Raw genomic sequence first — 24,186 nt, forward strand, 5'->3', positions numbered from 1 at the left:
AGACGCGGATAACACGGATTTATTATCTTCTTATCCGTGTCATCCGTGTTATCCGCGTCTAAAAGGTAGACTTTTAAGAGTGTTAATACATCTTCCTGTTTTTTTATTCCTGAACTTCGAAAGGCACTTTCTGATCTTTCCAGAATACGCTGGATTCAAAAGTGGCAATCAAATCTCCGTTCTGATTCGTTACATCTACCTGATAGCAACCCGTGCTTCGGCCGATATAGCGTTCGCGTGCTTCGGCAAAGAGAGTATCTCCGGGGCCGCTGGCACGTAGGAAAGTAATAGTGGACGAGAGAGAGAAAGCTAGTGTGCCGTGCGAGTTGGCAGCTGCGGCAAGCGCAAGGTCTGCCAGCGTAAAGATCGCTCCTCCTTGTGTGCGGGCACCTGCGTTAAGATGTTCGGGTTTTATTTCTAATTTGGCTTTACTGTAACCTTTGCGTACTTCCAGCAGTACTACTCCTGCATTTTCGGCAAACAGATCGTTCTTAAAAAACTCTTGTGCGGTCATGATATTATTTTTGAAGATTCTTTAATCGTTTCTTATTTTTTCAATGAATGGATATATACCTTATCTTTTTCAATTGAGTAGCTAAATTTATTTGTTTCAGACATAATATCCAATATTTTCTCCAAATTATTTGTTTCTATAATAAAACTTCCATGGAAAATCAAATTCTTGAGTTGCTCTGACTCAAATGCGAATGTCACATCAAACTGGCGCTCCAACTCTTTAGAAATGATCGACATAGGAACTTCATCCCAGAATACTTTGCAGTTGATCCACTGTTCAGCATAGTCAGCACTCTCGGTCAGCTTATAAGTTTGGTCAAGCTTATTAACTGTCATCGTTTGATTAGGCTTCATTATAAACTCTTGGTTGATGCACAATAAGACAATGGAACCTTCTAGGAGTGATACCTTTATATAATTCTCATCACCATAATTTTTAACGTTAAACTTAGTACCCAGTACCTTGATCTGTGCGGAGTCTGTTTGTATAACAAATGGATGCTCTCCATGCTCTACCTCAAAATACCCTTCGCCTTCCAGCCGGACATTGCGATTCTTTCGACTAAAACTCTCGGAGTAAGAAAGCTTGGAATCTGCGTTTAACCACACTATAGAACCGTCAGGAAGCTTCATTTTTAATTTCGATTTTCTTGGAGCGTATACTTCGGAAATCAAAGAATCATCAGGTGTTGTAAAATTATAAATTATAAAAGGAGTGGTAAACAGTAATATAATGATTGCCGCTGCGTAACCTGCATACTTCACAAATAAGGCTCTTCTCATCTTTCCTGCCGGAGCACTCTTATGTTTGCGGATTCGTTTCGCAAATCTGTTATAGGCTTGTTCTTCGTGTACAGATACATTTTTATACTCGGCAGACAGAAGCCAGATTCGTTTCTGCTGTTCAAAATATTTCTGATTCTCCGGATCGGAGTATATCCATTCGTTCAACTTATGTAAGTCCTCTTTAGCGATACTTCCCGAGAGGAAATCATATATCAGTTTATCAAATTCTTCTTTCATACCATCTTAAACTTAATATCTATTGAAAATCATATACCTGCGCTATCATCAGGACAGTTTGTCAATAGAAGAAGTATAGTGAATTACTTTGCTTTTTAATATTAATTAAATATATTCGTAATAAACATTACAATCAGGGCAAGATAAGATCTTGCTGCTTCCTTCAGTTTATCCAGTGCACTTCGCATGTGATATTTCACTGTATGAATAGTGATTCCCATGATTTCGGCAATTTCTTCTTGTCTTTTGTTCTCAAAACGACTCAATAAAAATACCTTCCGGGTTTCCGGAGATAAGCCGTCAATCGTCTTCTGGATAATAGAATGTAGCTCTTTACCCTCTAAATGCTCAACCGGATTTTCGCCCAAGGACCATAAATCGCTGTAAATGACCAGGTCTTCTGACGAGCAGGCCGTTTCCCTTCTCACATATTCAAGCTGAAGATAATTGATACACTTATTGGCTACACTTCTGAAAAGGTAGTTCTTCAATGAGGTGTTAATTGTTATTTTAGAGCGGTTTTCCCATAGACTATACACCAAATCTTCTACTATAGATTCTGATAGATAAGAGTCTGTCAAATACCCTCTCGCTATCCGGCAAAGATCTGTATAGTAAGTTTTATAGATGTATCGGAATGCCTCCTCTTTACCCGATTTCAGGGCCTCGATAATCTCTGTTTCCAGGTTTTTTTCCATTATGTCTTTCAGAAATCGTATATTTGATTTATTAGTTAATATATTAAGGTGAATACTCACAGGTTCTGTTTCTCCGATGGATAATTCGGGGGCAAGGTATTGAAAAAATGTAAGATGACCAAACTCACTAATAAAAAGATGAGTTGAAGGGCTGAACGAATAAAAAAATCATTTCTCACTATACTTTTTATTAATCTGGCTGTCATATTAATGAATAGGCCAATAAAGCATATTTTAACCTGAATCTCTATGAATGGTAAAAAGAAGGATTGTAAAAGAGCATAGCGCGACACTCTTTTTTAAGTTATAAGGTATACAAACAGCTGTTTTAGTTTAGTCATGCAGGATAAAGATTGTTTTCAGGAATAACAGAAAATAAGCTATTTCTTATTTAAATAATATTGTATGAAGAAACTACATTTTCTATTAAGCACATTCCTTGTGTTTATATTCACGTCATGCGGAGAAGATGAACTGAAAGGTGTTGTCTTATCCGAAGATCCGGGGTACGTAAAAGAACCATTGGTAGCCATACAGGCAGAAGATGGCACAGGGAACTGGATAAATGGTCTTATTGACCAGAACAGTAGGGTCATAGCCTTAGATTTTCGCATTTTGGACGACCAAAGTGCGGTGAATGTGAAACTCAAACTGGCGGATGAATGGGCAAAGCCCATTGATCCGCTTACTACTGATGCTGTACTGGACTTGAGCAGCGGTATCACCCGTATTAAAGTGAATGATGGAGCAGATGATATCGAATATACCATTTTCAGCACTTCTACTCAGCTACTTCGAGGCGTAACGGCTACTTGTAACACAGAGCAGGTTAGTGCTAACTTTATTAATGGCATCGCTTCGTTACGTTTCAAACAAAACACTGCATTTGCAAACGTTGTGTTGATGCCGACTTTGGCAGATAACGCAGAAATCATCTCTACGGATCCCGTCAGTCAAAAGGATGAAAACGGAAACCTGATTGTTGACCTAAGTAGCACACTTACTATTACTGTAAAAGACAATACGAACAACATGACTAAAAAATATCACTTGAGTGCTGTAAATGGAATTATTGACGCAGGGGTAAACTGGAAAAATATTACTGCTGATCTAAAAAGCCAACACAGTAGTATTTGTATTCCTGATTTCATGATTGTCTATGAAAATAAAAACTTGCATGGAAGGAGCGGTAATACGGGATGGTTGATAACTATTCCTGCCGGTAGAATAAATATGAAGGTTAGCTGGGATATGAATAAAGACAATGTAACATGGGCTGAACCCACTGCTCAACATCGTACAACAGCTATCATGAATGATAATATGGATTATTCATTGTTTGTTCCGGGATTGTCCGGGCAATTCTGGGTACCGATATTTTATAGCCTCGGGTGGAATGATAGTGGGCTGCTATCCGCACCGCGTCTCGGATATAACCTATCTACTTCTTTGAAGTATTGTCCGGGAACTCTGGGAATTACAGCTGATGGAAAAGCGGAGATTTCGTATGCAGAAGTGATAGATAATAACTTGTATAAGTTTACCAGCGGCGGAGCCGGCAAACAAGCTGCCAATGGAGTACAGTGGTCCCCAACCAGTGCTGTCAGTGGATATTCCTATCCGTTGCAAAAAGGGCAGATCATGATTGCCGGAGAAAATGCAGAACTTTACAAGACATTTGCTACTAATGAAGGAAGAAATACTTCGACCCGTAACAGAGGAATGGATGGAGCATTGTCAGGAAGTAATTCATGGGCTGCTAATCCGGTAAGCATTTGGACTTTTGATGGCAAGCCTGTAGGACGCCGGGCTGTCGGTATCACGGAAGAAGGAGACTTGGTCATTTTTGTAAGTAATCGTTTTACGAATTCTTATAACTCGGTAAAAGCAGCTTGGAATGTCTTTAGTGATGGCTCTTCTTTACGGGAAGTTGCTGTGGCATTGCAGGAAGTGGGTTGTACGGATGCCATTGTGTTTGGTGAGAACTATCATAGTCCTGTTGTTATTCGGGATGATAGTAGAGGGGTGCCTTTAGGAAAGGTAGCCGGTAGATACGACTGGGAAACGAACGGCAATGTTAAAAATGCGGATAATGAGGCTAGTTCGCAATCCTGGATAATGTTTAAATAAGAATATTGTAAAACAATGAGTTAGTAACAAAAGATATACACATAAAAACTTAAATCAATGAGTAAAATCATCAAATGCATGTTCTTCGTGCTATTAGCCGCAGTTCTTCCACTGTCGGTTCACGCACAGCAGGTGACCTTACATTTGCAGGACGTAACGGTGCGCAAAGCGTTCCGGGAGTTGGAGGTCAAAGGAAATGTATCCTTAGTATATGAGAAAAATGATGTGGACCTGACCCGTAAAGTAACCGTGAAGGTAGATAATCAACCGATAAGCAAGGCACTGGATCAGATTCTGAAAGGGCAGGAATTAATTTATAAAATAAACACATAGCGAAAAAGTAAATTTGGGCAAAGCGTAGCGAATTAGCTGATAGAGCGTTCGTTACGCTTTGTTTTTCTATTGCACAGAGCCAACGAAATACCACCTCGAAGCCAAACGGAGCAGGAGTTCAGTTACCACCTCGTTACTCCCGTAACGGGTGCAGATTTCTTGCTAAATGGTTCTGTTTCTGTGATTTGCGGCAATTTGCATAGCTGTCAGTAACTCACTAATAACTAATTTTGTCACCCAAAAAGTGTGAGTTATGCGAAGTACATTCAAAGTATTGTTTTACGTGAAGAAAGGCAGTGCCAAACCAAACGGCAACCTGCCTCTGATGTGCCGTATCACGGTGGACGGCGAGATTAAACAGTTCAGTTGCAAGATGGACGTTCCCCCACGACTGTGGGACGTGAAGAACAACCGTGCTTCGGGCAAGAGCGTTGAAGCGCAGAGAATCAATCTTGTCGTTGATAAAATTCGGGTGGAGGTAAACCGCCGCTACCAAGAACTGATGCAGGCGGACGGTTATGTTACCGCCGCCAAGCTCAAAGACGCCTATCTCGGTATCGGCATCAAGCAGGAAACATTGCTGAAACTGTTCGAGCAGCACAACGCCGAGTTTGAGAAGAAAGTCGGGCACAGCAGGGCGCAAGGTACATTTACCCGTTATCGGACGGTCTGCAACCATATCCGGGAGTTTTTGCCCCATACCTACAAGCGTGAGGATATTCCGTTAAAAGAACTCAACCTCACGTTCATCAACGACTTCGAGTATTTTTTGCGCACGGAGAAGAAATGCCGCACCAATACCGTGTGGGGCTACATGATTGTGTTGAAGCACATCATTTCCATTGCGAGGAACGACGGGCGTTTGCCCTTTAATCCCTTTGCCGGATATATCAACTCTCCCGAAAGCGTGGACAGGGGCTACCTCACCCGAACGGAGATACAGACGCTCATGAACGCACCGATGAAGAACGCCACCCATGAACTCGTACGGGACTTGTTCGTCTTTTCGGTATTCACGGGTTTGGCGTATTCGGACGTGAAGAACCTCACCACCGACCGCCTGCAAACATTCTTCGACGGCAACCTGTGGATAATCACCCGAAGAAAGAAGACCAACACCGAATCGAACATCCGCCTTTTGGACGTTCCCAAACGTATCATAAAGAAATACAAGGGGCTGGCTCGGGACGGTCATGTTTTCCCCGTTCCGAGTAACGGAAGTTGCAACAAGATACTTAAAGAAATAGGCAGACAATGCGGCTTCAAGGTGCGTTTGACCTACCATGTTGCAAGACACACGAACGCCACTACCGTACTTCTGTCGCACGGCGTACCCATCGAAACGGTGAGCCGTCTTTTGGGGCATACCAACATAAAAACCACCCAAATTTACGCCAAAATCACCGCCCAGAAGATAAGCCAAGACATGGAAACCTTGTCGCACAAGCTGGAGGATATGGAGAAGAATATCTGCCGAGCCATCTAATTAAAAACGGAATACCAATGAAAGAAGAAAGGAACATTATCACGATGGACGGGCAGGGCAATATCTTTCTGCCGAGCGATATAGGTGCAACCGCCATGACCGAGCGGGAAATCTGCGAACTGTTCGGGGTTATCGCCCCGACGGTTCGGGCAGGGATAAAGGCACTCTGCAAAAGCGGAGTTTTGAGCGTATATGACATAAAGCGCATTATCCGCCTATCGGACAGATACAGCGCGGAGGTTTACAACCTCGAAACGATAGCCGCCCTCGCTTTCCGTATCGAGTCGTTCGGGGCGGCGAAAGTCCGCAGGGCATTATTAGAGAGGATTATACACGGGCGAAAAGAGAAAACGACGGTATTCGTGTCGGTTGTTTCGGACGGCAAGCCCAACAGCCGTTGGAAAGCATGATGATATACCAACATACCAACATGCAAACATGCAAACGTACCAGCATACCAGCATGCCAACATGCAAACCTATCACTATGGTGATATATATTGCAGGTTCTATTCCTCTTTTCAAAGGAAAGCGGAGCAATCATTTCCGTTTACAAAGGCAAAGCAAGCACGGGGCTTCACGTCGGCTAAAAGGTCAAGCGGCTGCGCCGTTTCCCGATAAATCTTCCTCTCGCTTCGCTGCGAGCGTATTTATCGGGAAAACCTTGTATCCGACCACCCCATGCAAAAGAGCCTTTGAAAACGGAAACGACCGCCCCGCCACCCACCGACCGAAAGGGAAAAAATAAGGTGGGGTTATACGGGTAAGCAAGCGGCAAGGATAACCACCGCCGAAAGGCAAACGGACAGACGGACGGCACGCCGCAGGGTATTTACGGGGAAAATACCGTAGCTTATTAGGGAATTTGTCCGAGCCGCAATACTACGTATCGCTGAAAATTCCCCAATAAGGCAAGGGGCAAGCCCCTCTGCACACCCCCTTGAGGACGGCATTTCGCCGCCCTCAAAGATAGTCAGATTTATTGTTTCACAAGCCAGAAAAGAAAGGAATATATGGGTTTCGTAGTTTTACACATGGAAAAGGCGCACGGCAGCGACAGCGGAACGACCGCACATATCGAGCGTTTCATCATACCGAAGAACGCCGACCCCACACGCACGCACCTAAACCGCAGGCTCATCGAATACCCCAACGGGGTGAAAGACCGTTCGGCGGCTATACAGCAGAGATTAGAAGAAGCTGGGCTGACACGCAAAATCGGAAGCAACCAAGTACGGGCTATCCGCATCAACGTATCGGGAACGCACGAGGACATGAAGCGGATAGAAGAAGAGGGGCGTTTGGACGAGTGGTGCGCCGACAATCTGAAATACTTCGCCGATACGTTCGGAGAGGAGAACATCGTGGCGGCTCACCTGCACAGGGACGAGGAAACACCGCACATACACGTTACGCTCGTCCCCATCGTCAAGGGAGAGCGAAAGCGCAGGAAACGGGAGGAGCAGACGAAGAAGCGATACCGCAAGAAGCCGACCGACACCGTGAGACTGTGCGCAGACGATATTATGACACGGCTGAAATTGAAGTCCTACCAAGATACCTATGCCGAAGCGATGGCGAAATACGGGCTGCAAAGGGGCATAGACGGCTCGAAAGCTCGCCACAAGTCCACGCAGCAGTATTATCGGGATATACAGAAACTCGCCGACAGTCTGAAAGCGGAGGTGGTGGATTTGCAGCAGCAGAAAGAAACGGCGCAGGAGGAATTAAGGCAGGCGAAAAAAGAGATACAGACCGAGAAGCTGAAAGGGGCGGCAACCGCTGCAGCCGCCAACATCGCCGAGAGCGTCGGTTCTCTTTTCGGGAGCAACAGGGTCAAGACACTGGAAAGGGAGAACACTGCCCTGCATAGGGAGGTAGCCGACCACGAGGAAACCATCGAAGCCCTGCAAGATAGGATACAGACCATGCAGGCAGACCACAGCCGGGAGATACGGGAAATGCAGCGGAAGCACGGCAGGGAGATAGCAGACAAGGACACAAGGCACAAGCAGGAAATATCGTTTCTGAAAACGGTAATCGCAAGGGCAGCGGCATGGTTTCCCTATTTTCGTGAAATGCTCCGTATCGAAAACCTTTGCCGCCTTGTGGGGTTCGATGAAAGGCAGACCGCAACGCTCGTCAAGGGAAAGCCGTTGGAGTATGCAGGGGAACTCTATTCGGAGGAACACGGACGGAAATTCACGACCGAAAAGGCAGGTTTCCAAGTGGTGAAAGACCCCACGGACGGGACTAAATTGGTTCTTGCCATCAACCGAAAGCCCATTGCCGAGTGGTTCAAGGAACAGTTCGAGAAGTTAAGGCAGAACATACGGCAACCTATACAGCAGCAAAGGAAAAGCAGGGGTATGAAACTGTAAAGCTCCAATTTTATACAGCGAGCAAATAAATCTATTGCAACATAAGTGATTATCACAACTTTTCACTACCTTTGTGGTTGGATTAGGGAAACTCCGTCCAAGACATATTAGAAAAGAAAGAAGCGTTATGCTTATCTTGTTGTTGAAAACGTAGGAAATTTTCAAAATGAGCAAGGATGGCATAGTGGTTCTCACGCTATAGCGTGGGCTGCTATTACTACATCTGCTCATTAGGTTTTTCCTACGACCTTCAACAAAGACGTGGCATTGCAGTTCCACGCTTCGTGGTTTAATAATAAAAGGTCTTAAGGAGCTGGAAAGACAAACATAGTACTATGGACATGACATCTCTTTGGGGAAGACTTGCAAAATTGCAGAGTTTCTTTCAGGATGGTTTGAATGTGGATGAAAATTCACATTTGCCAGAAGCGGATTTACGCAAGATAAGTCTTGGCAATCTGTATGTATATCAACAACAAGGTGTATTGAACACATTCGAAACTGGCGTAACTCCCTCTGTTCGTAAAGTTATTTTAGGTGAATACTTTGGTATAACGGATAGGGATAGTGCCATCGAAACTTTGAATTGGTTGTCGCAAGCTCCCTCGCAAACAATGTTTCACTATGCTTATACGGCTTTTCTTCAAGGAGGGGGTAATATAAGCAGGAAGTGGCTTAATGAAAATGAAGAATTGAAAGAACACACCGATTTCCGAAATGACTGTTTGGAAAAGTTGGAAACGATGGAGGAAAAATATCCGGACATTGAACAAGCTGGAATTGTCGTATCCAAAGAAGAAATGGGCAAACTCGGAGTACTTGCGTGGGATGCAGGAAGATTAAACTTTATCAGCAGACTTTGCCTTGAGCAAGAGTACATTGTAAAAGAAGAATGTATGCAGTGTATCAATGCCGCTTACGAGATGACCAAAGAAGTTTATACCAATTGGAAAGACTATGCTTATAGTTATGTTCTTGGTCGTACTTTGTCGATGGGAACTACCAACATGATTGGATTGGCAGAAGATTTACTGACAGATACCAAAAGCCCTTGGACTTATATAAAATGGTGATACTTTATTAAAAAACATTTATTAACTCTACATTTTTTTTGAATTATGAAAACGTTTAATTATGCTCCAGCCTCTCCTATCAAGGATAACATTACAATGTTGGCTGTATCAGTCGGTATGGTTGTCGTGCCGCTCGTTTATCCATTCGGTATAAGAATAGGCAGTACCCGAATACTTGGCCCTACGAGTACTGCCATTGTTTTTATAATCGGAGGACTCGTTCTCTTGGTAATAACATTGAACAAGGTTCGTCTTGCCCGTGCTTTGGCGGCGAACGGAGGAAAAATCGTTGTCGATGCAGATAGTGTAACCTATCCTATAATAAAGAAAGGGGAGAAAACCGACAAAATATTTAAAATATCGGATATAAAACATCTTAAATATGACGATGAAGAAGGAGAATTGGAAATCTTCTTGACGGATGATACACAAATAACATTGCATGCAGGATTCTTTGAATCTTTCGAGCGATACGAGGAATTTTTCGCTTTGTTGAAGAAGTGAAGAGGCTAACAAGTTCGATTTATGCGGATAATGGCGTGTGGCTCAATCGCTTTTCGTGGTGATTGAGCCACGTGTTAGCCGCAACCTTGAAAAACAAAAAATACAATGAATAGAATATTGGCACTATACATCTTTTTACTATTGTGTGGCACGGTTTCCGCACAACAAATCGTAGAATGGAGCGATTTGCAGACTATAACAGATAACTCACGGCGCACGGTCTATTATAAAAAAGGCAGAAAACAGCCGTTACGGGGAAAATATCGCATTATACGAGGACTTGACGAGGAGTGTGTTAAATTTTCCGATGGCATGATAAACGGAGATTATCGCCGCTATCGTGATGGGGTGCTGCGTGAATCGGGTATATATGCCAAAGGCAAGCGTAACAGCACATTCACGGAGTATTACCAAGACGGCGTTACTCCCCGAAAGGAAACACCCATGCAGCAAGGCAAGATAGACGGAACTGTAAAGACCTATTTTCGTAACGGCAAAATAGAAGCCGAAAAGGAATATAAGCAGAGTGTGGAGAGCGGGCGGGAGCGCCGCTTTGACAGCAAGACAGGAGAGCAGATTTTTGAATCTCATTATATCGACGGGAAAAAAGATGGCGAGGAGTGGGAAATCTTCGAGGATGCGAGCACGCTTCGCAGCAGGATAATACGCCACTACCGTAACGGAAAACTTGACGGCTCTTATCGTGTGGAATCGACACGGGACGGCAAACCCTATATAACTATCGAGGGACAATACACTGACGGCGAGAAATCGGGGCAATGGATAGAACATAACTATGATAACAATACCCAAACCTGCACATGGCATGGTGAAGGTGGGGCTTAAACAGAGATGAAGATAGTTATCATAATACTACTTTTAACGCTTGCATCGGTCGTAAGCTGCGAGCCACCCATGCCGCCGACGGACGAGGAAATGATACGCCACTTCGCCACGCACGAGGCGGCATTCGACAAGATACGCAAAATCATGGCGGAGAGTTCGGAGGGAAGCTTTCACTATCCACCGCTCTCTCCCTGCGATATTCTCATCCTTGATTCGGCAGGACAAATATCCTACCAACCGAACCAAGTGCAGGACACGCCGGTACACGGGTTATCAAGATCTGACCGAATACAACTCGACTCCTTGTTGTCAGAGATTGGATGCGGTCTTGTCCTTGTTGACCGCAGGGAGCAGGAAACGGCAGATTCGGTATATGTGAGCTTATTTATGCTGTACTACTCCCACGGCATCGTGGATGCGGGAACATCCAAGAGTTTCGTTTACGATCTCGAATTGAGAAGCCGCCGTGACATCCGTATCACCGAACACGGCGACCTGAACAAAATTTACCGCAGGACATACAATGACACTACGCTATACAAGCCCGTCAAGGAAGGCTGGTATATAGAGTTAGACCATTCACGATAATTTTCTTTTTTCGCAAGTCGATTTTATAAAATTGTCACCGAAAGTTCGTACTTTCGGAAAAAGATGTTATATTTGCAAATGAAAGAGTTATTTGACAGCATAGCAATGTAAAACGCTGAAATTCGCACAGTTGCTAAATCGTTACCTCTATTTCTCAAATAATTCGCTAAAAGTTTATTTCTCAATCGGTTAAGTCAAACCGAGAAAAATCTAAAATAAAAGATAATCATATTATCATCACCCGGCCTGTCGTTCAGAAATCAGATAAGAAACGGCGTATCAATGGTATCGTCAGTGATGTCAATGATGAATTGTTAATTGGAGTATCGGTATCAATTCCCGGTACTAATATTGGCACGGTGAGTAATATGGAAGGGAAATTTGAACTGGAAATACCGGAGGACGCTAAGAAATTGCAAGTGTCTTATATCGGTTTTGACACGCAGGAAATTTCATTGTCGCCTGGCAAGACGACATTCAACATTGTAATGGGAGAGAATGTGAAAATGCTTTCAGAAGTAGTAGTGGTTGGTTATGGCACACAAAAGAAGGTGAACCTGACCGGTTCGGTTGCTACGGTAAATTTGGAAAAGGAATCACTTTCCCGTCCTTTGGTCAGTGCTTCGCAGGCGTTGAGCGGTATGACAGCCGGTTTACAGGTGATGCAAAGCTCCGGGACTCCATATAATGAAGGCTTTTCTTTCAATATTCGGGGAGTAGGTACCCTGAACAGTTCTTCACCACTCGTGTTGGTGGATGGGATGGAGCAAAGTCTGAATAATGTAGATCCCAACGATATTGCTTCTATTTCCATCCTGAAAGATGCGGCCTCGTGTGCTATTTATGGTAACCGAGGGGCAAATGGGGTTATTCTGGTTACTACCAAAACCGGACAAACAGGAAAGGTCAGCGTGTCCTACAATGCTACTTTTTCACTGAATCAACCTACCAAACTGATAAAAACGGTATCTAACTACGCCAAGTATATGGAATTGATGAACGAAGCTGCTACTAATATAGGAGAATCTGCTCCTTTCAGCGACATTACCATCAATCAATGGCGTGAGGCGGAAAAAGATCCGAATGGCATTTCGGCTTCCGGCTATCCTAATTATGTAGCTTATCCTAATACAGATTGGTACGATGAGATATATAGTAACGACTGGATGATGAAACATTCGCTTTCCGTCACTGGACAGGAGGGACGTACCGGATATAATCTTTCTATATCTTACACTGACAATCCGGGATTAATCAAGGATACCGGATACCAACGCTATTTTCTGCGTGCCAATGTTTATTCGGATATTACTAAGTGGTTACGTATTGGTACTCGCGTATGGGGGTATCACACTGACCAGAAGAAAAGCGATACCGGTTCACTCACCAATATTAATACTCAAAAGATGATACCGGGCGTATATCCATATTATGACGGAAAATATGGTGCGCCGGAAGCGAACGAGGAAGATCCGCAATCTCACAATCCTCTGTGGGACATGGCGCAATCGGAAGGGCATATCAAGAACACGCAGTTCTTCACTACTTTCTATGCCAACGTGAAGTTTCTGAAACACTTCTCATACGATGTTAATTTGAACTATAAGGATTATCGTTATGAATCGATGTCCGTAAATACGGATTATGGGAAATATAGTTTTAGTACAGATCAGTGGATAGCTGCCCCCAAAGATCCTGCCGATTTGTATACCCGTATGGCGTATGTCCGTGAGAACCACTGGAAATTAACGCACTTGCTCAATTATAACCAGACTTTTTATAAGCATGATATTGGTATGTTATTGGGCTTTGAAGAAGAACGTTTTGTCAAACGGACTACCGACACTGCCAAACTTGGATTAATAGATTCGTCTGTGGGTGATCCAAGTTCTGCTACTACTCCTTCTTCCATAGGTGGTACAGGTGAGGAATTTACATCCCGTTCTTACTTCGGTCGTATTAACTATGCTTTCGACAGCCGTTATTTATTCGAGGTTAATATGCGTTATGACGGTTCCTCCCGTTTTGCTCCGGATAATCGCTGGGGGCTTTTTCCATCTTTCTCTGCCGGGTGGAGAATCAGTGAAGAGAGATTTATGAAAGGACTTCCTATCGACAATCTGAAATTACGTGCTTCGTGGGGTAAGTTAGGGAACAATGCGATTGGTAACTACGAATGGCAGGCTGTATACAACTCGGCAAAGTACGCGTTTGGAGGTAGCCTTAATAATGGTTTGGCAATTACTTCTATTTCCAACAACCTGTTGGAGTGGGAAAGTACTGCCATTACGAATATTGGTATCGACTTTGCAACTTTAAGAAACCGTCTGACGTTTGAGGCTGAATTTTATAATAAAGTAACGGATGGAATCTTATATCGCCCTGATATGTATATGTCTCTCGGGACAGCCAGTGGCCCTCGTCAGAACATTGCGGAAGTGACTAACCGCGGTATTGAAATGACCCTGAATTGGCAAGACCGTATCGGTAAAGTAGAATATCGTGTATCCGGTAACTTTGCCTATAACCAGAACAAGGTCAGTAAATACAAAGGAGAGTTGCAGCGTGGCTGGCTGACAGATGAAAACGGGAACCGTATTTATCAAACCAATATCGGTGATGTCTCTACCGGAGGATCTACCCGTGTAATAGAAGGTAAAATGATTAATGAATACTATATGTTGCAACCATATAAAGGTAATGGAAACGGCTTTAACGCAGATGGAACAGTCAATATCAACGGTGGTCCGAGAGACGGAATGATCCGCACAGTAGACGACATGAAATGGCTGAATGCCATGGTAGGGGCAGGGTATAAGTTTTATCCGCGTCAGAACGTCAGTAAGAGTGGCATTTGGTATGGTGATTACATCTATGCAGACTTAAATGGCGACGGTGTATATGGTAATGACGCTGATAATGAGTTTCAGGGATGTTCCAATGTGCCCAAGTATAACTTCGGTCTGCAGGCAAGCGCTAATTGGAAAGGCTTCGATTTCTCCATGAACTGGTCCGGTGCGGCAGGTTTCAAGATTTACTACTATCGTTTGGCATTGAACAGCAGTGCTACCATCAAAGGATATGCTATCGGGGAAGCAATAGCAAACGATCACTATTTCTTTGATCCCAAAAATCCCAATGATCCGCGCACGAACTTGAGTTCAAAGAATCCTCGTTTGACAAATAACTCCGGTAACGACCAAAGTGGTATGACACAGTCATCAGTACATTTGCAAAAAGGGGATTATATTAAACTGAAGAACCTGACTATCGGATATACATTGCCTGCTGTCCTGTCGAAAAAAGTATATGCACAGAATATCCGTTTCTTTGCTTCCGGTGAAAATTTATTTACCATTACCGGGTATGAAGGAATGGACCCGGAAATGCGTACCGCAGTGGGATATTCTACTATGAGACAATATGCATTCGGTGTAAATATCACTTTCTAAACTTACTCTAAAACGATTTTATGATGAAAAACAAAATAAAAATATTTCGGAAATTAGTAAGATGTGTATCTATTGCCTTGCTGTCTTTCTCTATGGCTGGATGCGGTGCGGACTTTTTAGATACTACTCCTACCAATAACATAAGCGGTAGTAGTATCTGGACGAAAGCAACTTTGGCCGAACAGGCTGTTATCGGCGTATATAATGTCTTTCTGGATCAATATTGTCCTAACTCCGGCATTTTGGATTCGCACCGGATTCCATGGGATGCTTATTCTTCTGTGATGGATACAGACAAGAACTGGATTAAGCGAATGCCTAATTGTACAGGAGCAGCTACTCCCTCAAGTGGCCTGTTCAGTGATATTTATAAACGTTTTTATACTTTTATCTATCGTGCTAATGATGTGATAGATAATATTGGTCAGGTTCCTGATATGTCGACCGGAGAGAAGCAACGGGCTATCGCCGAATGTAAATTCTTGCGTGCATTTGCTTATATGCGCTTGAATATCTTGTATAAAGGAGTGCCGTTATATATGAATGCAATCACGAGTCCTGAAAACGGTAACAAAGCCCGTTCTTCAGAAGCGGATGTTTGGGCGGCTATAGTCCAGGATCTGACAGATTGTGTGAATGAACCCAATCTACCGGGTAAATATAATTCGGGTGACTCTAACTATGGACGGGTAACCAAAGGAGCTGCTTATGCATTACGCGGACAAGTATATATGTGGCAGAAGAATTGGGAGGCGGCGGTTGATGATTTTAATTCTGTGGCTGACTGTGGCTTCGGGTTATATACTAAGGCCGGTGCTACCAGTTATAAGCAGTTGTTGAAAATAGCAAATGAACAATGTGAAGAAATGATATTCTCTGTGCAATGCATCAAGCAATATGGCTACTCCAATACAAGGAACATCACTTACGGCAACCGTTGTACAGCAGGTTCTATGTGGAATAACTATTTGCCTAATCCGCATTTTGTAGAATCTTTTGAGACGGCGACCGGAGAAAAGTTTAATTGGGATAACTACTTGCCGGGCTATAGTGCGATGAAAGAAAAAGAACGTGTGGTGTTTTTTCTACGTGACGGACTGTCCGCGGCAGAAAAGGAACGTATGGCTGCCTATGGGGCAGATATGAACAAATATCTGGATAGTGGCAATGAAGCACGTATCAAAAAAGCTTACGAGAGCCGTGATCCACGTCTGCAAATGGCTGTCATTACCCCTTACGCACAATACAATGGCGCTTCTTCTGGAATAGCTCATACTTATACATTGCGTTGGCCTTATCGTGGCTCCGACAGTGCAGAGCCTTTTGATATCCGTACTGATACAAACGATAAGTTTTACTATCTATGGAGAAAGTTTGTACCTGAAGGTCTGGAACAGACAGAACGTGATACTTATGGATTGGATATTCCATTAATACGCTATGCGGAAGTATTGCTCCTGAAAGCAGAAGCGCTAAATGAATGGGGAAGTACCCATGAAAGCGAAGCAATCAGATGTGTTAATGAAGTAAGACGTCGTGCAGGGCATGTCGAATTGAATAATGCAACTTATCCTGCTACGAAAGTTAACGGGCAGAGTGATTTGCGTGAACGTATCCGGAATGAGTATTACTGGGAAATCGGTGGCGAAGATTCCATGTATTTCCATGAATTGCGTTGGGGAACGTGGAAAGATAAGAAGTTTGATAATAATCGTAACGGTCTGATGCAGATGTGGGGTGAAACGACTTATACCTGGTACTGGTTGGGGGATCAGTGCTGGAGCTGGCCTATTCCTGCTAAAGAAATGGAAATGAACTCGAATTTGGAACAGAATGAAGGTTGGATAAATTAATCTTAGTTTTAACTAATAAAGTATATATGAAAAAATTATCTTTTTTAATTGCAACAGCATTGTGTATCATGGCATGTTCCGGTGGCTCTGACGAACAACCGGATGGGCCGGGTAACGGTAATGGAAATGGGGGTGGGGGGAGTACACCTAACCCTGTTTCATTCTCCAATCCTATAGTCGGCAAACAGTTGCCTGATCCGACAATAATTCATGCGGCAGACGGAAACTTTTATTTGTATGTTACCCAACAGGATAATATCTATATTCCGATTTACAAATCTACTAATATGACACAGTGGACTTATGCTGGGGCAGCCTTTCTGCAAAAACCGAACTGGCAGCCGGACACTCGCTTATGGGCTCCGGACATTAACTATATCAATGGCAAATATGTGCTCTATTATACTCTCGGGCACTGGGACTTGCCTAAGAATAGTTGTATCGGGGTGGCGGTCAGCGACTCTCCTGTAGGGCCTTTTACGGATCACGGAAAACTTCTTGACTACAATTCTGGTACTATGCAGTGCATCGACCCTTGTTATTTTGAAGATAATGGTAAGAAGTATCTTTTCTGGGGAAGTTATAATAGTACTTCTAAAGGCTATGAAGGAGGTATCCGTTATGTAGAGTTAAGTGCTGACGGTCTATCCATTAAAGGGGCTGTTTCCGAAAAGATAGCGGGTCCTTCAATAGAAGGCATCATGGTTCATAAACGCGGGAATTATTATTATCTATTTGGCTCTACGGGTAGTTGTTGTGAAGAGGAAAGAAGTACGTATCGTGTAGTGGTGGGGCGTTCTAAAAATATCGAAGGTCCTTATGTGGGTAAAAACGGTACTGTGATGAAAGAAAATAGTAGTTATAATGAAGTAATTCTACAGGGTAATAACCTGTTTGCCGGAACCGGACACAATTCCGAAATTATCACGGATGATGAGGGTAATGACTGGTTCTTCTATCATGCCTGGCAGAAAGCGAAAATAGATAATGGTCGTCAATTGATGTGTGACCGCATACAATGGAGCAGTGATGGCTGGCCTTATATTACTAATGGCACACCGGCATCCGTATCTCGTGCACCTGTATTTAAAAACGAAGAAGAAAAAGAGTAATCTATGAAACTATTCAACTATTTATTGGCCGGGATATTGTGTGCTTCTGTCACTTGTCTCCCGGCGCAGCATCGGGCTGATCCCCAGAAATTGGTCAATCCGGAATCCTTTTCTATGATTTTGCTCGGTGATCCACAGGGATATACCAAGTATGATATTAACCAGCCGCTTTTTGATCTTTGTACCGCATGGATTGCGGACAATATAGAGTCGCTTAAAATTAAAGCTGTCCTTTGTACAGGCGATTTGGTGGAGCAGAATGATAATAATGTATTAAACCGTAAGATGCTGAACCAGACCAGTCGTGAAATGTGGGAGGCAGCATCGCAGGCTTTGAAAAGACTGGATAACAAAGTACCTTATATTATTGCCGCAGGCAATCATGATTATGGATACAAAGCCGCAGAAAACGGTCGTACTTATTTTCCTGATTATATTCCTTTTGAACGAAATTCTACCTGGCGGAATATCTGTGTCAGTGAATTTCCTAATCGTGAAGGCAGGGCGTCTTTAGAGAATTCGGCTTTTGAGTTTGATGAGCCGGGATGGGGAAAGATTTTGGTTATAGCAGTAGAGTTTGTGCCTCGTGATGAAGTTCTGCAATGGGCGAAAGATTTGGTAAACAAGCCGAGATACAAGAATTATAAGGTGATTTTTATCACTCATTCTTATCTTGATATAGGTAATAAGCGCGTTACGAAAGATGGGTATAAGATTTCTCCACAAAACTCGGGGCAGGCTATTTGGGAGAAACTTATTTATCCTTCTTCCAATATCCGTCTCGTACTTTGCGGACATGTGGGAAGAGGCACCGGTGAATATGAGAATAATGTGGCTTATCGGGTGGATAAGAACAGTGCCGGGAAAGATGTATCACAAATGACGTTTAATGTACAATATGTAGGAGGCGGTCCGGAAGGGAACGGAGGGGATGGTTGGCTTCGCATTCTGGAATTTATGCCGGATGGTAAAACGATCAAAGTACGTACTTATTCTCCCTTGTTTGGGATTTCAAAATTGACCAGGCATCTGGCACATCGTACGGCACCTTACGATCAGTTTGATATTATATTGGAATAACTTGACCTAGTAAAAATACTCTTAATAGAAATAATGTAGATGAGAAAAGTTGTATGTTCTTTAGTGATACTTATTAATAGTGTTTATCTATTTGCACAGTGGAAACCGGTTGGCGGTCGAATTATGACGGAATGGGCGGCGAAAATAGATGTTGAAAACGTGTTGCCCGAATATCCCCGCCCAATTATGGAACGTGCTGACTGGATAAATCTGAACGGATTGTGGAATTATGCTATTTCTCCGGTAGGTCAAGCTATGCCACAAAGTTATGATGGTCGGATTTTAGTTCCTTTTGCTGTAGAATCAAGCTTGTCCGGAGTGGGGAAAAGTCTTGGGGAGAAGAATGAACTTTGGTATCAGCGTCAATTCTCGGTTCCCTCCAAATGGAAAGGACATAGGATCTTATTGCATTTTGGGGCTGTTGACTGGAAAGCGGATGTTTGGGTAAATAAGGTAAAGGTGGGACAACATACAGGAGGATTTACTCCTTTTTCTTTTGATATCACGCCTGCCTTGCTGAATGGGGAAAATGAATTGATCGTGAAAGTGTGGGACCCGACTGATAAAGGTCCTCAGCCTAGAGGAAAACAGGTTAGTAAGCCGGGAGGTATCTGGTATACTCCTGTCAGTGGTATTTGGCAAACAGTTTGGCTAGAACCCGTGCCAATCCGGTCGATTGTCAATATCAAAACGACTCCTGATATTGACAGGAATAAGTTGACAGTAGAGGTTATGACAGATCATCAGATGCTTTCAGATAAATTGGAGGTGAAGGTATTAGAAGGAAAGCAGTTGGTGGCTGTAGGAAGTTCCGTAAATGGTATTCCGGTTGAAATTGCTATGCCGTCTGATGTAAAGTGGTGGTCACCGGATTCTCCGTTTTTATATGATATGGAAATTTGTCTGTATTCAGAAAATAAGTTGATCGATAAGGTTAAGAGCTATACTGCCATGCGTAAATATTCAACGAAACGCGATAAAAATGGAATTGTACGTCTACAATTGAATAATAAGGACTTGTTTCAATTTGGTCTTTTAGATCAGGGCTGGTGGCCGGATGGCTTGTATACGGCACCTTCGGATGAGGCTTTAGTATATGATATTCAAAAGACAAAAGATTTTGGATATAATATGATTCGCAAACATATAAAAGTAGAGCCTGCCCGTTGGTATACGTATTGTGATCGTTTAGGGGTTATTGTGTGGCAGGACATGCCGAGTGGCGATAAGAATCCCGAGTGGCAGAATCGGAAGTATTTTGAGGGAACAGAATTTAAACGGTCTGCTGAATCAGAGGCTATTTATCGTAAAGAATGGAAAGAAATTATCGACTGCCTTTACTCTTATCCTTGTATTGGCACATGGGTACCTTTCAATGAGGCTTGGGGGCAGTTTAAAACCCCTGAAATAGCAGAATGGACAAAGCAATATGATCCTTCCCGTTTAGTGAATCCTGCCAGTGGAGGTAATCATTATACCTGTGGTGATATGCTCGATTTGCATAATTATCCCGGTCCGGAGATGTATTTATATGACGCACAGCGTGCAACTGTACTCGGAGAGTATGGAGGAATTGGTTTAGTGCTGAAGGAGCATCTTTGGGAGCCGAATCGTAATTGGGGGTATGTTCAGTTTAGTACTTCCAAAGAAGCTACTGATGAGTATCTGAAGTATGCTAATATGCTGAAGGATATGATTGCACGTGGATTCTCGGCTGCTGTTTATACACAGACTACAGATGTTGAGATCGAAGTGAACGGATTGATGACATACGACCGCAAAGTAATAAAACTGGATGAACAGAATTTGAAGAGGGTAAATACGGAAATTTGTGAAAGTTTAAAGTAAGAAGCCGGATTAGCCATTTGGCTGAACAAGGCAACTCATCTGTAGCCATTCGAATTATAGATATAGTTTGCAATATTATATAATTGAGAAAACAGAATTCAGATACTTTCTTTGTATCTGGACTCTGTTTTTTTGAATATATAATTCTATCCATTCCTTCATTTTTCAGTGAAATGTACCAAAATTGTCCTTCATTTGGATTATTTAGGTCGGTCAATTCTATTTAAATGCACTACTTTTGCCATCAGGAAAATTAATCACTTAACAAATAATCCTTGTATTATGAAAACAATTCTTAGCGCATTAGGACTTTCCCTATTGATCTTTACGAGTTGCGGTGGACAAAAAAAGGTTGAAGTAGACTTTATTCAGGACAACATCGACAACGCTGTGGCACAGAACACAATCCAGACGGACATTATCGAGAAGTCCGGTAAAATCTTGAATCCGAGAACAATCAACGAAGATGGGAGTATCTCTTACATACCGATGGAAGACTGGTGCTCCGGATTCTTTCCCGGTAGTATATGGTTGACTTATAACCTGACGGGTGATAAGAAATGGTTGCCGCTGGCTGAGAAATACACAGAAGCTCTTGATTCTGTGAAATATCTGAAATGGCATCATGATGTAGGTTTCATGATTGGTTGCAGTTATCTGAACGGCTATCGCATGGCAGATAAGAAAGAGTACAAAGACGTCATTATAGAAGCTGCCAAATCATTGTCCACTCGTTTTCGTCCGAATGCAGGCGTTATCCAGTCATGGGATGCCGATAAAGGTTGGCAGGGAACACGGGGATGGAAATGTCCGGTGATTATTGATAATATGATGAATCTCGAACTCTTATTTGAAGCAACAGCTCTTTCCGGAGATTCTACTTTCTACAATATTGCAGTGAAACATGCTGATACAACAATGGCTCACCACTTCCGTCCGGACAACAGCTGCTACCATGTGGTAGATTACGATCCGGAGACAGGAGAAGTGCGTAAGAGACAAACTGCACAGGGATATGCGGATGAATCTTCTTGGGCCCGTGGACAAGCTTGGGCACTCTACGGATACACTACTTGCTATCGTTACACGAAAGACAAGAAATATCTCGACCAGGCACAAAAAGTCTATAACTTCATCTTTAATAATAAGAACCTGCCGGAAGACCTCGTACCATACTGGGATTATGATGCTCCGAATATTCCGAACGAACCGCGTGATGCTTCTGCAGCAGCTTGTACAGCCTCTGCCCTTTACGAACTGGATGGCTATCTGCCGGGCAACCACTACAAAGAAACGGCTGATAAGATAATGGAAAGTTTGGGCTCACCTGCTTATCGCGCAGAAGTTGGAACAAATGGAAACTTTATCCTGATGCATTCGGTTGGCAGTATTCCTCACGGTCAGGAAATTGACGTTCCTCTGAACTATGCTGACTATTATTTCTTGGAAGGACTGATGCGTAAAAGAGATTTGGAAAAGAAATAAGAAATAGACAATGAACGGTAAACAGTGAACGGTGAATGCTTAGCGGATTCTGACGGAACATGTTTACCGTTTATCATTCGCTACTTATTATCTATAACTTTCTATTGACCGTTTGTCATTTACCTGTTTTAATTATTTATCATAAACTATCATGAATAAACCTATAAACCTTCTTGTAGGAGGCTTGACGCTGTTTGCCGCACAAGGTTGCAAGGCTCCGAAGCAAGCGTCCCAACAAGCGGAGCATCCTAATATAATCTATGTATTTCCCGATCAATACCGTAACCAGGCGATGGGCTTCTGGAGGCAGGACGGATTCCGGGATAAAGTAAACTTTGAAGGAGACCCCGTGCATACTCCTAATCTGGATGCCTTTGCACGTGAATCTATGGTCTTGTCGTCTGCACAGAGTAACTGTCCGTTGAGCAGCCCTCATCGTGGAATGTTACTGACCGGTATGTATCCGAACAAAAGCGGTGTACCATTGAATTGCAATTCTACACGTCCGATCAGTTCCTTACGCGAGGATGCGGAATGTATAGGCGATGTGTTCAGCAAAGCAGGTTATGACTGTGCTTATTTTGGTAAACTTCACGCTGACTTCCCGACTCCGAACGATCCCGAACATCCGGGACAGTATGTGGAAGAAAAACGTCCGGCATGGGATGCCTATACACCGAAAGAACGCCGGCACGGCTTTAACTACTGGTATTCTTACGGAACATTTGACGAACACAAGAACCCGCATTATTGGGATACGGATGGTAAGAGACACGATCCGAAGGAATGGTCACCTTTACACGAATCAGGCAAAGTCATTTCTTATCTGAAAAATGACGGTAACGTACGTGATACCAAGAAACCTTTCTTCATAATGGTGGGCATGAATCCTCCTCACAGCCCGTATCGCTCCTTGAATGACTGTGAAGAGCAGGATTTTAATCTTTATAAAGATCAGCCTCTGGATAGTCTGTTGATTCGTCCGAATGTCGATTTGAAGATGAAGAAAGCGGAGTCTGCACGTTATTATTTCGCTTCCGTTACCGGAGTAGACCGTGCTTTCGGACAGATTTTGACGACATTGAAAGAATTGGGATTGGATAAGAATACAGTCGTAATCTTTGCTTCCGATCATGGTGAGACGATGTGTAGCCAGCGCACTGATGATCCGAAGAATTCCCCTTATTCTGAATCCATGAATATTCCGTTCCTGGTTCGTTTTCCCGGTAAGATTCAGCCGAGGGTAGATGATTTATTGCTCTCCGCTCCTGATATTATGCCTACGGTGCTTGGCTTGTGCGGACTGGGTGATTCTATTCCGGCGGAAGTGCAGGGACGTAATTTCGCTCCTCTTTTCTTCGATGAAAAGGCTGAAATTGTTCGTCCTACAGGTGCACTGTATATTCAGAATGTAGATGGTGATAAAGATGAAAATGGATTGGTGCAGACTTACTTCCCTTCTTCAAGAGGTATCAAGACGGCTCAATATACATTGGCGTTATATATCGACCGTGATACGAAGCAATTGAAGAAAAGCCTCTTATTCGATGATGTAAAAGATCCATATCAACTGCATAACCTGCCTTTGGAAGAAAATAAGGAGATTGTGGCACAACTTTGCGGTGAAATGGGAGCTATGTTGAAGGAAATTAATGATCCTTGGTATACGGAAAAGATTCTGTCGGATCGGATTCCTTATTAGCGATTAGTAATTTATAAAACGCTGATTAACTCAAATAAGTGCCAATTTTAGGAGTAAATCTCTGCGACAATAATAGG

The 24,186-nt window shown here is 43.1% G+C and carries 20 protein-coding genes; 17 read left to right on the forward strand and 3 right to left on the reverse strand.

Annotation, left to right across the window (positions count from 1 at the left end; genetic code table 11):
• Positions 1-103: 103 nt before the first annotated feature.
• The 3 genes from BXY_RS12615 to BXY_RS12625 form a co-directional block, all read right to left on the reverse strand.
• Positions 104-514: a PaaI family thioesterase gene (locus BXY_RS12615; RefSeq protein ID WP_015532097.1), complete on the reverse strand. Its 411-nt coding sequence runs from the start codon at positions 512-514 to the stop codon at positions 104-106.
• Positions 515-546: 32 nt separating this feature from the next.
• The gene (locus tag BXY_RS12620; RefSeq protein ID WP_004310926.1) at positions 547-1,539 is read right to left on the reverse strand and encodes a FecR family protein; all 993 of its coding nucleotides are present in this window, start codon (positions 1,537-1,539) and stop codon (positions 547-549) included.
• Positions 1,540-1,640: 101 nt separating this feature from the next.
• Positions 1,641-2,237, reverse strand: coding sequence for an RNA polymerase sigma-70 factor (locus BXY_RS12625; RefSeq protein WP_004310927.1), 597 nt, complete (start codon positions 2,235-2,237; stop codon positions 1,641-1,643).
• Between the two features lie 405 nt (positions 2,238-2,642).
• On the opposite strand from BXY_RS12625, the gene BXY_RS12630 reads away from it, so the two are divergent.
• The 17 genes from BXY_RS12630 to BXY_RS12710 all read left to right on the forward strand — a co-directional run bounded on the left by BXY_RS12630 (position 2,643) and on the right by BXY_RS12710 (position 24,109).
• Complete coding sequence (locus tag BXY_RS12630) at positions 2,643-4,367, forward strand: hypothetical protein (protein ID WP_004310928.1); 1,725 nt, start codon at positions 2,643-2,645, stop codon at positions 4,365-4,367.
• A 57-nt stretch (positions 4,368-4,424) separates the two neighbouring features.
• A complete protein-coding gene (locus BXY_RS12635; protein WP_015532098.1) occupies positions 4,425-4,700 on the forward strand; it encodes an STN domain-containing protein in 276 nt (91 codons plus the stop codon).
• 253 nt (positions 4,701-4,953) lie between these two features.
• On the forward strand, positions 4,954-6,186 hold the full coding sequence (locus BXY_RS12640; protein ID WP_015532099.1) for a site-specific integrase: 1,233 nt from the start codon (positions 4,954-4,956) through the stop codon (positions 6,184-6,186).
• A 17-nt stretch (positions 6,187-6,203) separates the two neighbouring features.
• Positions 6,204-6,596, forward strand: a complete 393-nt coding sequence (locus tag BXY_RS12645) for a hypothetical protein (protein WP_015532100.1) — start codon at positions 6,204-6,206, stop codon at positions 6,594-6,596.
• Between the two features lie 76 nt (positions 6,597-6,672).
• Positions 6,673-6,933 (forward strand): hypothetical protein, encoded by a 261-nt coding sequence (locus BXY_RS12650; RefSeq protein ID WP_015532101.1) that lies wholly within the window; start codon positions 6,673-6,675, stop codon positions 6,931-6,933.
• 265 nt (positions 6,934-7,198) lie between these two features.
• Positions 7,199-8,566, forward strand: a complete 1,368-nt coding sequence (gene mobV / locus BXY_RS12655) for a MobV family relaxase (RefSeq protein ID WP_015532102.1) — start codon at positions 7,199-7,201, stop codon at positions 8,564-8,566.
• Between the two features lie 335 nt (positions 8,567-8,901).
• The gene (locus BXY_RS12660; RefSeq protein WP_008144975.1) at positions 8,902-9,639 is read left to right on the forward strand and encodes a DUF1266 domain-containing protein; all 738 of its coding nucleotides are present in this window, start codon (positions 8,902-8,904) and stop codon (positions 9,637-9,639) included.
• Positions 9,640-9,684: 45 nt separating this feature from the next.
• Positions 9,685-10,143, forward strand: a complete 459-nt coding sequence (locus tag BXY_RS12665) for a hypothetical protein (protein WP_008765525.1) — start codon at positions 9,685-9,687, stop codon at positions 10,141-10,143.
• A 105-nt stretch (positions 10,144-10,248) separates the two neighbouring features.
• Entirely contained in the window at positions 10,249-10,989 is a 741-nt protein-coding gene (locus tag BXY_RS12670) for a toxin-antitoxin system YwqK family antitoxin (RefSeq protein ID WP_008144979.1), read from the forward strand.
• Positions 10,990-10,995: 6 nt separating this feature from the next.
• Positions 10,996-11,577, forward strand: coding sequence for a DUF4948 family protein (locus BXY_RS12675; protein ID WP_008144980.1), 582 nt, complete (start codon positions 10,996-10,998; stop codon positions 11,575-11,577).
• Between the two features lie 176 nt (positions 11,578-11,753).
• Positions 11,754-15,029 (forward strand): SusC/RagA family TonB-linked outer membrane protein, encoded by a 3,276-nt coding sequence (locus BXY_RS12680; RefSeq protein ID WP_457851320.1) that lies wholly within the window; start codon positions 11,754-11,756, stop codon positions 15,027-15,029.
• Positions 15,030-15,049: 20 nt separating this feature from the next.
• Positions 15,050-16,882 carry a RagB/SusD family nutrient uptake outer membrane protein gene (locus tag BXY_RS12685; protein ID WP_015532104.1) on the forward strand — a complete coding sequence of 611 codons (1,833 nt, stop codon included), beginning with the start codon at positions 15,050-15,052 and terminating at the stop codon, positions 16,880-16,882.
• 26 nt (positions 16,883-16,908) lie between these two features.
• Complete coding sequence (locus tag BXY_RS12690) at positions 16,909-17,994, forward strand: family 43 glycosylhydrolase (protein WP_004307466.1); 1,086 nt, start codon at positions 16,909-16,911, stop codon at positions 17,992-17,994.
• Positions 17,995-17,997: 3 nt separating this feature from the next.
• Positions 17,998-19,074, forward strand: a complete 1,077-nt coding sequence (locus BXY_RS12695) for a metallophosphoesterase (protein ID WP_008641764.1) — start codon at positions 17,998-18,000, stop codon at positions 19,072-19,074.
• 39 nt (positions 19,075-19,113) lie between these two features.
• Positions 19,114-20,922 carry a glycoside hydrolase family 2 protein gene (locus BXY_RS12700; RefSeq protein ID WP_004307998.1) on the forward strand — a complete coding sequence of 603 codons (1,809 nt, stop codon included), beginning with the start codon at positions 19,114-19,116 and terminating at the stop codon, positions 20,920-20,922.
• A gap of 282 nt (positions 20,923-21,204) precedes the next feature.
• Positions 21,205-22,407 carry a glycoside hydrolase family 88 protein gene (locus tag BXY_RS12705; RefSeq protein ID WP_004308000.1) on the forward strand — a complete coding sequence of 401 codons (1,203 nt, stop codon included), beginning with the start codon at positions 21,205-21,207 and terminating at the stop codon, positions 22,405-22,407.
• Positions 22,408-22,558: 151 nt separating this feature from the next.
• Entirely contained in the window at positions 22,559-24,109 is a 1,551-nt protein-coding gene (locus BXY_RS12710; RefSeq protein ID WP_004298319.1) for a sulfatase family protein, read from the forward strand.
• Positions 24,110-24,186: the final 77 nt, after the last annotated feature.

Source organism: Bacteroides xylanisolvens XB1A (genome assembly GCF_000210075.1).
GTDB lineage: Bacteria > Bacteroidota > Bacteroidia > Bacteroidales > Bacteroidaceae > Bacteroides > Bacteroides xylanisolvens.

Coding starts and splice junctions, on each gene's coding strand:
- BXY_RS12615 (WP_015532097.1), bottom strand. CDS start 514: ATGACCGCACAAGAGTTTTTTAAGAACGATCTGTTTGCCGAAAATGCA.
- BXY_RS12620 (WP_004310926.1), bottom strand. CDS start 1,539: ATGAAAGAAGAATTTGATAAACTGATATATGATTTCCTCTCGGGAAGT.
- BXY_RS12625 (WP_004310927.1), bottom strand. CDS start 2,237: ATGGAAAAAAACCTGGAAACAGAGATTATCGAGGCCCTGAAATCGGGT.
- BXY_RS12630 (WP_004310928.1), top strand. CDS start 2,643: ATGAAGAAACTACATTTTCTATTAAGCACATTCCTTGTGTTTATATTC.
- BXY_RS12635 (WP_015532098.1), top strand. CDS start 4,425: ATGAGTAAAATCATCAAATGCATGTTCTTCGTGCTATTAGCCGCAGTT.
- BXY_RS12640 (WP_015532099.1), top strand. CDS start 4,954: ATGCGAAGTACATTCAAAGTATTGTTTTACGTGAAGAAAGGCAGTGCC.
- BXY_RS12645 (WP_015532100.1), top strand. CDS start 6,204: ATGAAAGAAGAAAGGAACATTATCACGATGGACGGGCAGGGCAATATC.
- BXY_RS12650 (WP_015532101.1), top strand. CDS start 6,673: ATGGTGATATATATTGCAGGTTCTATTCCTCTTTTCAAAGGAAAGCGG.
- mobV (WP_015532102.1), top strand. CDS start 7,199: ATGGGTTTCGTAGTTTTACACATGGAAAAGGCGCACGGCAGCGACAGC.
- BXY_RS12660 (WP_008144975.1), top strand. CDS start 8,902: ATGGACATGACATCTCTTTGGGGAAGACTTGCAAAATTGCAGAGTTTC.
- BXY_RS12665 (WP_008765525.1), top strand. CDS start 9,685: ATGAAAACGTTTAATTATGCTCCAGCCTCTCCTATCAAGGATAACATT.
- BXY_RS12670 (WP_008144979.1), top strand. CDS start 10,249: ATGAATAGAATATTGGCACTATACATCTTTTTACTATTGTGTGGCACG.
- BXY_RS12675 (WP_008144980.1), top strand. CDS start 10,996: ATGAAGATAGTTATCATAATACTACTTTTAACGCTTGCATCGGTCGTA.
- BXY_RS12685 (WP_015532104.1), top strand. CDS start 15,050: ATGATGAAAAACAAAATAAAAATATTTCGGAAATTAGTAAGATGTGTA.
- BXY_RS12690 (WP_004307466.1), top strand. CDS start 16,909: ATGAAAAAATTATCTTTTTTAATTGCAACAGCATTGTGTATCATGGCA.
- BXY_RS12695 (WP_008641764.1), top strand. CDS start 17,998: ATGAAACTATTCAACTATTTATTGGCCGGGATATTGTGTGCTTCTGTC.
- BXY_RS12700 (WP_004307998.1), top strand. CDS start 19,114: ATGAGAAAAGTTGTATGTTCTTTAGTGATACTTATTAATAGTGTTTAT.
- BXY_RS12705 (WP_004308000.1), top strand. CDS start 21,205: ATGAAAACAATTCTTAGCGCATTAGGACTTTCCCTATTGATCTTTACG.
- BXY_RS12710 (WP_004298319.1), top strand. CDS start 22,559: ATGAATAAACCTATAAACCTTCTTGTAGGAGGCTTGACGCTGTTTGCC.